Below are 8,538 nucleotides of genomic sequence, written 5' to 3'. Positions count from 1 at the left end.
CGAGCGGATCCATGCGTGCCCTCCCCCGTGCGTGACAGCGGTGGGCGGAGAGTCGCGACGCTAGTTTCGCCGGGAAAGGGGTGAGAAGGAAGCACTCGCCGAGCGGATCTCCGGTGACACGGCCGTCGGTCACACCCTCGCGTACGTCCAAGCGGTCGAGGACGCCCTGCAGCTGGAGGTGCCGACCCAAGCCCAGCGGATGCGCGCGATCCTCCTCGAGCTGGAACGCCTCTACAACCACATCGGCGACATCGGCGCCCTCTGCAACGACGTCGGCCACAGCATCCTGAACGCCCACGCACTGCGTATCAAGGAGAGCCTCCTCCGCCTCAACAAGGAGACCACCGGGCACCGCCTCCTGCGCGGCGGAGTCCACCTCGGCGGAGCCGCCCTGCGCCGCATCCCCGACCCGGCACACCTCGCCGCGATCGGCGCCGACATCCGCGAGGTCGTCGCGCTCGCCCTGGACAACAGCCTCGTCGCCGAACGCTTCGCGGAAACCGCGATCCTGACGACGAGGCAGGCCCACGATCTCGGCACGCTTGGCTACGTCGCCCGTGCCAGCGGCGTTTCCATCGACGCGCGCCGCGACCACCCCTCCGGCGCCATCGCCGACCTGCTCACGATCCCCACCCAAACGACCGGCGACGTGCTGGCGCGCTACCAACAACGCGCCGCCGAGATCGACGTCTCGCTCGCCATGCTGGACGCCATTGTCCGCACCGTTTCACCCGGCACCGTCACCGGCCGGCCCAACACCGATCACCCGGCAGCATCCGGGGTGGGCATCGTCGAAGGTTGGCGCGGCACCATCGTGCACCGCGTCGAAATCAGACCAGACCGCCGACTCACCCGCGTCAAAATCGTGGACCCGTCCTTCCTCAACTGGCCAGCCCTACCCGTTGCGCTCGCGGGCACGATCGTCCCCGACTTCCCGCTCGCCAACAAAAGCTTCAACCTCTCGTACGCCGGCAACGACCTGTAACAGGCCGCGCGGATGTGGATGCGCCACCGGCACCAGCGGCTCGTCATGGCTCGACCGACGGCCGCCTCAGCGACGGGCAACGAACTTGAGCACGCGGCGCCGCGGCGACCCGCGGGGACCGCCGAGCCGGCGACGTGTCCTACGCAGGCGTCGGTGTCCCGCCCGGTTACGACCACTTAGAGACCGACCCGGACGAGGTGACCGCACTCTGCGCGGTTCGGTGAGCCGGTCCTGCGTCCGAGCAGCACCAGTAACGTTCGTCGGATGAGCCACCTCGTGGAGATCGTGCTGGATTGCCGTCATGCGTCGCGCCTGGCGCGGTTCTGGGAGGTCGCGCTCGGTTGGCGGATCCGGCCCTACGACGAGGCCGAAGTCGCCCGGCTCGCTTCCATGGGCCTGACACCGGAGACCGATCCGACGGTGGCCATCGACTCCCCGGACGGTTCCCTGGTCTTCTTCCTTCAAGAGGTTCCCGAGCCCAAGACGGTGAAGAACCGCATGCATGTCGATGTACGGCTCCAGGACGAGGCTCATCTGGAGCGACTCCTCCGGCTGGGCGCCACGGTGCTGTCCGAGCACGACGGCTGGCGGGTCCTGGCCGATCCGGAAGGCAACGAGTTCTGCGTAAGGCAGCCGACCTAGGAACCAAGTGCGCCTCGTTGGGTCCCGTACCGTATCGATCATGCCTGGAGGGTTTACGACGAGCACCGGGGCCGCCGCGCTGGACGATCTTCGTGTGCGGCTGCGGGCGACGCGGTGGCCGGATGCACCTGAGGACGCGGGTTGGTCGCAGGGTGCCGACGTGGCGTACCTGCGCGACGTTGCCGCCTACTGGGCCGACGGCTTCGACTGGCCCGCGCAGGAGGCGGCGTTGAACCGGCTGCCCCGCTACCGGACCACCCTCGGCGCCCAGCGCGTGCACTTCGTCCACGCCCGCGCCAACGCGCCCGCCGGGACAGCGCTTCCGCTGATCCTCAGTCACGGTTGGCCCGACTCCTTCTGGCGGTACACCAAAGTCATCCCGCTGCTGACGGATCCCGGTGCGCACGGGGGAGATCCCGCTGACGCCTTCGACGTCGTCGTGCCGGACATGCCGGGCTACGGCTACTCCGACCGGCCTGTCGGGACACCGCCGGACTCCATCGCGGTTGCCGGGATGTGGGCCGAGCTGATGAGCCGCCTCGGTTATGCGCGCTTCGCCGCGGCCGGCGGCGACATCGGCAGCGGGGTGAGCCGCTACCTCGCCCTCGACCATCCTGACCGGATCGTCGCCGTGCACCGCATGGACGTGGGCCTGCCCGTCCACCTCGGCGACCGGAACGACCTCGCGCCCGAGGAGCGCGACTTCCTCGATGCCGCCGGCGCCTGGGCCACGGCCGAGGGCGCGTACGCCGCGATGCACCGCACCAAGCCGCAGACCGCCGCCGTCGGCCTCAACGACTCGCCGGCCGGGCTCGCCGCGTGGATCGTGGAGAAGCTGCGTGCGTGGAGCGACTGCGGCGGCGACGTCGAACGCGCCTTCACCCGTGACGAGATCCTCACCAACGTCACCATCTACTGGCTCACCGGCACGATCGGCTCCGCGATGCGGATGTACCGCGCGAACGGCGCCATCCCGCCCGCGCAGCATGCCCGCCGGGTCGAGGTGCCGTCGGGTTTCTCGCTGTTCCCCGCCGATCTCGTGCGACCGCCCCGCGCATGGCTCGACCGCATCGCCAACACCGTGCGCGTGACGGAGCATGCCAGCGGCGGGCATTTCGCACCGATGGAGCAGCCTTCCGTGTACGCCGAGGAGCTTCGCGAGTTCTTCCGCCCCTATCGGTTCTAGGGGTATTGGGCCCGCGGGTCGCGCAACCCACCCAGGGCAGGGCATAGTGTCCAGCGGTGTCATCAGCCGATGTCGCCCGCCGGTCGAGAGGATGGCAGGAAGTGACGACGCGCTTACGTGCCCGATGGGCCCGGGCTGCGGCATTGATCGCGCTGACCGGGGGGACGGTCGCGGTGTCCGCGGCACCCGCGGTGGGCGCCCCGGCACCCGTCAGCATCCTGAGCGTGTCGGCGGAGAACGTGAAGCCCGGCGACAAGGTACGCGTCCAGTTCCGCGTCACGAACACCGGGAGCAAGGCCGAAACGGCGGTCGTGGTGGTCGGTGGTGGCCTGCAATGCACCAGCGGCTGCCGGGTGGAGCCGAACCTCAAGCCCGGCAAGAGCCAGGACTTCCAGGCCACCGTCGTCGCGCCCCAGGTGAACGCGGGGGAGACGCTCGGTCTCAACATCTCGGTCGGCGTACGGCTCGGCGGGCAGAACAGCTACGACTTCAAGATGGTCACCATTCACGGCTCGGGCGCGCCGCAAGCCGGTGCGGACAAGCCGCCGTCCGGGGTGGACGGCGTGTCCGGCCTGGTCCGCGACGCCAGCGGCAAGGCGGTCGCCGGCGTGACCGTGACCGTCCGGGACAGCGCCGGGCACGAATACCGTGCGACGAGCAACCAGAGCGGCCGGTTCTCGATCAAGTCGGGTGCCGGCAAGACGATCGCAGCGGGCCGGATCACGGTCATCGCGGCCATGGACGGCTATCGCACCAAGCGCGTGACCGTACAGGGCTCCGCCGGTCGCACCGCCAGCGTGCGGCTGACCTTGGCCACCGTGGCCGCGCCGACGACGTCGCCGTCGCCCACCGCACCGGCGCCAGTGGACGAGGCTCCCGAGCCGGAGACCAGCGTGGCCGCGGCCCCGGCCTTCGAAGCTGTCAGCGACGAGGGCGGCGGTTCCTTGCCGTACGTCCTGGGCGGCCTGCTGGTCGCCGCCGGCGTGGGCGCACTGGCCCTGATGGTGATCCGCCGCCGGATCACGCCGGCCACGCCGGCTCCGGACGCGGCGACTCAGCTGATGGCACCGGCGGCAGCCGGCATGGGCGACGCACCGACTGCGGTGCTGAGGCTGCCGGCGGACGGGTTCAGCGGGCCTCCACAGGGCGGCACCCAGCAGCTCAGCCACGACCCGTACGGCGGGCCGGCCCGCTGATACTGTTGCGGCGGTTGAGGCCGGGGGTGGCATTCGGATCGTCGCCGTGGTCAGCTGTCGCGCTCGGGGCGCGAGGTCCCGGGCTCGGCGAGCTCGATGATGTTGCCGAGGTTGTCGGTGATGAATGCGAGGCGTTGACCGATCTGGGCGACCTGCATAGGCCCGCCGATCAGCTCCACGTCACGGTCACGCAACTGGGAGACGGTCCCGTCGAGGTCCTGCACGGCGACGCAGAAGTGGTGCAGGCGCGACGGATCCATGCTCGTCAGGATGTTCGTCGTCGGCGCGCCGTCGCGGTCGGATGCGCCGGCGAGCAGCTCGATCTTGACGTTGCCGGCGACCATGAACACGAACGTCGTGCCGTGTGCGTCGAACCGCCGGTCCACGGTGAAGCCGAGCTTGCTCGCGTACCACGCGATGGTGGCCTCGAGATCGTCAGGAGTCACGCTGATGCCGACGTGGTCGTGGGAGAAGGAAATGCTCATGCCACCGAGGCTCGCCGACGATCGAGGCGGCAACCAGGGACGGGTCTACGGTAGGAATACCTTTACCACCCTGCGTTGACGGGCACGCGCGAGAATCAACATTGTGACCACCTCTGACACGACGCTGGGCGCGACGTTGCGCGCATGGCGCGACCGCCTGTCGCCGGCGGCGGCGGGGCTGCCGAGCCGGCACGCGCGCCGGGCGAAGGGCCTGCGCCGGGAGGAGCTTGCGGAGCTCGCCGGCATCTCGGTCGACTACGTCGTGCGACTGGAGCAGGGGCGCACGACAACCCCCTCCGCCCAGGTGGTCGCCGCGCTCGCTCGCGCGCTACAGCTGACCGACGCCGAGCGTGACCATCTTTATCGTCTGGCCGGTTTGGTCCCGCCGGCCGACGGGGAGATCTCCGACCACGTCCCGCCGGGTGTGCTCCGACTTGTCAACCGGCTCGGCGACGCGGCCGCCGCGGTCTTCGCCGCCGACTGGCAGCTGATCTGGTGGAACCGCAGCTGGGCGGCGCTCCTGGGAGACCCTGCGGCAACGCCGCAGCGGCTGCGCAATTTCGCTCGCGACACCTTCCCGGTCGACGGCGGGGGTCCGCGCCTGTCGCACTGGCCCGTGACCTCCTTGGCCCAGGACAGCATCGAGTCCGCCATCGTGTCCGACCTGCGCCGCGCCACGGGACGCTTCCCGACCAGCCGCCGCCTCAACGACCTGATCCACGCACTCAATGCGGGCAACCAACGGTTTGCCACGTTGTGGGCCTCGGGCGCGGTCGGGACACACAGCGAGGACCACAAGATCATCCAACACCCGCTGGTCGGACCGATGGCAGTGGATTGCGATGTCATGACCGACGGCGACGGAGAACGGAAGATCGTCATCCTGACCGCGGCCCCGGACACGGAGGACGAGACAAACTCCGCTTGGCGGTGCTGTCGGGCGTGCCCAGCCCCGTCGCCGACTGAGGCGCCAGCTGGCGGCCCGCTGCGACCGGGGGAGCCTTCCCCCACGACCGGGGTTTGCGCGTGGAGCAGATGCCACAGCCTCGGATAATGCTGGCGGAACAGCGAGGCGTCGCCGACGACCAGATCCTCGAATCCATCGCCCCGCTGCTTCATCCGCATCAGCCTTCCGCGGCGACGTCAGGCGAGGAACCGCCGGGCTGCGACCGGTCCCGGCAGAGCGCCGCCTGGACGGCGCTCTTCATGTCGTCGTCCTGTGCGTTCGAACCACCTTGGTCGACTTGGGCCGCCCGGCTACGCGGGCGGGGTAAGGCCGGCCAGCGCGATGTCGACGATACGTTCGGCGAAGTCTGGTGGCAGTGGTATCTGACGGATGAACACCCGGTACCAGACTGCGCCGGCGAGCATGTCGATGACTGTCGCTGGGTCGACGTCCGATGCGAGTTCGCCCCGGTCGATGGCCCGGGTGAAGATTGGTTGTTCGGTCGCGAGGCCCTCGGCGGTGGATTGGCGAACGAACTCGGCCAGGCCGGACTTGCGGTCCAGTCCGTTCAGGGCGGCGCGGACGATCCGTTGTCCCTCCGGGTCGCCGAACAGTTCGATCACATGGGTGGTGACGGCCAACAGGTCGCCGCGCAGGCTGCCGGTGTCTGGCGCCGCGGTCTTGAGGGCGCGGGTCCGGACGAAGGCGGTCGCCAGCAGTTCGTCCTTGGATGACCACCAGCGGTAGATCGTCGTCTTGTTGACGCCTGACCGGGCGGCGATGCCTTCGATGGTCAGACCGTCATAGCCGTTCTCGAGCAGCAGTTCGAGGGTGGCCTGGTAGATGGCCGTGGCGTCGCGTGGGCCTTCGCCCGGCCGTCTGATGCTGGTTGCCACGGTCACACGCTACGCCACGTTGCGGTGCGCCTCCTCCAGGCGGTAAGTTTGCCGGGCCGCGCAACGCACCGTTGCGTTGCGATTGGAGTGGACGATGAGCACGATGAGGTGGACTGCCGCGGCGATCCCCGACCAGCGCGGCCGCGTTGTCGTGGTGACGGGAGCCAACAGCGGGCTGGGCCTGGTCACCGCCCGCGAGCTGGCCCGCGCGGGCGCGCATGTCGTACTCACGGCGCGCAATCCGCAACGCGGTGCGCGGGCGCTCGACGAGATCAAGAACGTGGTGCCGGGTGCCTCGCTGGACTTGCGGGGGCTGGACCTGGCCGACCTGAGCTCGGTCCGCCAGTTCGCCGAGGGCCTGGCGCAGCGGTACGACTCGCTGGACCTGCTGGTCAACAACGCCGGCGTGATGCGATTTCCGTACCGCAAGACGGTTGATGGCTTCGAGCTGCAGTTCGGGACCAACCACATCGGACACTTCGCGCTGACCGGACGACTCGCGGGCCTGCTGACGAAGCGGCCGGGATCCCGCGTCGTCACCGTCTCGAGCATCGCTGCGCAAAGGGGTCGCCTCGACTTCGACAACCTGGAATCGGAGCGCGAATACGACAAGAAGGCGGCGTACGCGAACTCGAAGCTCGCGAACCTGCTGTTCGCGTTCGAGCTTGGCAGGCGACTGCCGCAGGTCGCCAGCTACGCCGCACATCCCGGTTTCTCCGCGACCAACCTGCAAGGCGCCGCCGCGAGGCACACCGGCAACAGACTGATGGAACTGACCACCGCACTGATAAACAGGATCGGCGCACAGGACATGGAGATCGGCGCGCTACCGATCCTCTACGCCGCCACCTACCCGGACCTGCCCGCCGGCAGCTACATCGGACCGGACGGTCCGAGAGAGTTCAGCGGCTACCCGACGATCGTGCCGGCCCCTAGAGCTGCTCACGACGAGGACCTCGCACGGCGACTGTGGAATGTCTCCGAAACGTTGACTGGCGTGCGCCTGCAGACCACCTGACACAGCTGGAGGCACCAAACGGCTGTCCGGCCGATATCGCGAGGACAGCGGCAACGTCCAACCCCGGCCCGACAGCGTCAAGCCGGCGCCCCAGTGATGATCGCGGTGCCGGCACGGTCAGCCCGTCCGCTGCCGCGTGGCCGGCGGGACGCGACGCGTCGGTGCGGGCCGCCGCCAACCTGGTTAGGCGCGCTTTCGGAAACTCCTCGCCCGTAGGGCTGAATCCGCGGAGGCCCCCGCCTAAGGTATGGCGATGCCGTTGGACGCTGATCTTGTCGCGGTGGCTCGTCGACACCTTCCGGATCCCGTGGCGGATCGGTGGATCGGGCTGCTCCGTCCTGGTCTGTGGTTGCGGAAAGCCGTGCCCAGCGAGTCGGTGGTCGGGAGGCTCGGTGGCCTGCCGGAGCTTCCGCGCGACGTCGGCTGGCCGCGGTGGAAGGGCGAAGGGTGGCTGGGCTTCGTCGCCGCGATCGACTGTGGCAGCCTCCCGTCAGAGTCCCTGGACATCGCCTTTCCGGGCGACGGCACGCTGCTGTTCTTCTATCGGGACGGTGATGAGGTGGTCGGAACGTGGGCGCCGGAAACGCAGGCGGGGGCCCGGGTGACCTATGTGCCGGCGGGCGTGCCGACCGCGCCGCGTTCGACCCCGAGCGGCGTCTCCAGCTACCGCGAGGTGGCGCTCACGGCCGAGCCGATCGTCACAGGCCCGGACTGGGACCATCCGGCCTTCAGGGCGGCGATAGCGGACCTGGCGCCGGAGCAACGGGCATTCATGAACGACTACGGCAACCGAGATGAGTTCGCGTGGGCGCTGAGCGACCTGGTGGGCCGGCCCTGGCACGGCGTGGGCGGGCATGCCGACCCGGTCCAGGGGCCGGTCGAGGTGGACGCCGCCCAGATCGTGCTCGGCGGCCGTGCCGATTGGACCGGGAGCGCCATACACGAGGAAGCGCAGCGCTGGACGCTGCTCGCCCAGATCGACAGCGACGATGATGCGGACATGTGCTGGGGCGACGTCGGCACCCTGTATTGGTTGATCCGGCCGGCGGACCTGCGTGCCCGCGAGTTCGACCGGGCGGTGTTCACCTGGCAGTGCGGCTGACGTCAACGGGATACCTGTGGTGCGGCGGCCACCCCGGACATCTGGCAACGTCAGACCGATTCGGGCAGTAAATAGCGGCGGG

The 8,538-nt window shown here is 69.5% G+C and carries 9 protein-coding genes and 1 pseudogene; 8 read left to right on the top strand and 2 right to left on the bottom strand.

Annotated elements, in window-relative coordinates:
- Positions 1-94 precede the first annotated feature (94 nt).
- The 5 genes and pseudogenes from AB0H87_RS33520 to AB0H87_RS33500 all read left to right on the top strand — a co-directional run.
- Positions 95-232: pseudogene (locus AB0H87_RS33520) on the top strand (nickel-dependent hydrogenase large subunit); the annotation flags it as partial.
- The gene (locus AB0H87_RS33515) at positions 209-985 is read left to right on the top strand and encodes a hypothetical protein (RefSeq protein ID WP_360154939.1); all 777 of its coding nucleotides are present in this window, start codon (positions 209-211) and stop codon (positions 983-985) included. The pseudogene AB0H87_RS33520 and the gene AB0H87_RS33515, both read left to right, overlap by 24 nt.
- Positions 986-1,249: 264 nt before the next feature.
- Positions 1,250-1,627, top strand: a complete 378-nt coding sequence (locus tag AB0H87_RS33510; protein WP_360154936.1) for a VOC family protein — start codon at positions 1,250-1,252, stop codon at positions 1,625-1,627.
- A 40-nt stretch (positions 1,628-1,667) separates the two neighbouring features.
- Positions 1,668-2,813 (top strand): epoxide hydrolase, encoded by a 1,146-nt coding sequence (locus AB0H87_RS33505; RefSeq protein WP_360154933.1) that lies wholly within the window; start codon positions 1,668-1,670, stop codon positions 2,811-2,813.
- A 173-nt stretch (positions 2,814-2,986) separates the two neighbouring features.
- Positions 2,987-4,009, top strand: coding sequence for a carboxypeptidase regulatory-like domain-containing protein (locus AB0H87_RS33500; RefSeq protein ID WP_360154930.1), 1,023 nt, complete (start codon positions 2,987-2,989; stop codon positions 4,007-4,009).
- 50 nt (positions 4,010-4,059) lie between these two features.
- Here the strand turns inward: AB0H87_RS33500 and AB0H87_RS33495 are convergent, their stop codons facing one another.
- Positions 4,060-4,494: a VOC family protein gene (locus tag AB0H87_RS33495; protein ID WP_360154927.1), complete on the bottom strand. Its 435-nt coding sequence runs from the start codon at positions 4,492-4,494 to the stop codon at positions 4,060-4,062.
- Between the two features lie 103 nt (positions 4,495-4,597).
- Here AB0H87_RS33495 and AB0H87_RS33490 point away from each other — a divergent pair, with 103 nt between their 5' ends.
- A complete protein-coding gene (locus tag AB0H87_RS33490; protein WP_360154924.1) occupies positions 4,598-5,548 on the top strand; it encodes a helix-turn-helix transcriptional regulator in 951 nt (316 codons plus the stop codon).
- Between the two features lie 203 nt (positions 5,549-5,751).
- On the opposite strand, the gene AB0H87_RS33485 is transcribed toward AB0H87_RS33490, so the two are convergent.
- Positions 5,752-6,336: a TetR/AcrR family transcriptional regulator gene (locus AB0H87_RS33485; protein ID WP_360154921.1), complete on the bottom strand. Its 585-nt coding sequence runs from the start codon at positions 6,334-6,336 to the stop codon at positions 5,752-5,754.
- A gap of 82 nt (positions 6,337-6,418) precedes the next feature.
- Between AB0H87_RS33485 and AB0H87_RS33480 the strand changes: the two genes are divergently transcribed.
- A complete protein-coding gene (locus AB0H87_RS33480; protein ID WP_360154918.1) occupies positions 6,419-7,354 on the top strand; it encodes an oxidoreductase in 936 nt (311 codons plus the stop codon).
- A gap of 253 nt (positions 7,355-7,607) precedes the next feature.
- Positions 7,608-8,456 (top strand): YwqG family protein, encoded by an 849-nt coding sequence (locus AB0H87_RS33475; protein WP_360154915.1) that lies wholly within the window; start codon positions 7,608-7,610, stop codon positions 8,454-8,456.
- The last annotated feature ends 82 nt before the right edge of the window (positions 8,457-8,538 follow it).

The sequence above is a fragment of the Asanoa sp. NPDC050611 genome, from assembly GCF_040654855.1.
Classification (GTDB): Bacteria; Actinomycetota; Actinomycetes; order Mycobacteriales; family Micromonosporaceae; genus Asanoa.
This window is presented reverse-complemented; position numbering and strand designations above follow the sequence as displayed.

What these genes read in the sequence shown, in the direction of transcription:
- AB0H87_RS33510 (WP_360154936.1), top strand. Translation starts at nt 1,250, where the DNA reads ATGAGCCACCTCGTGGAGATCGTGCTGGATTGCCGTCATGCGTCGCGC.
- AB0H87_RS33495 (WP_360154927.1), bottom strand. Translation starts at nt 4,494, where the DNA reads ATGAGCATTTCCTTCTCCCACGACCACGTCGGCATCAGCGTGACTCCT.
- AB0H87_RS33505 (WP_360154933.1), top strand. Translation starts at nt 1,668, where the DNA reads ATGCCTGGAGGGTTTACGACGAGCACCGGGGCCGCCGCGCTGGACGAT.
- AB0H87_RS33475 (WP_360154915.1), top strand. Translation starts at nt 7,608, where the DNA reads ATGCCGTTGGACGCTGATCTTGTCGCGGTGGCTCGTCGACACCTTCCG.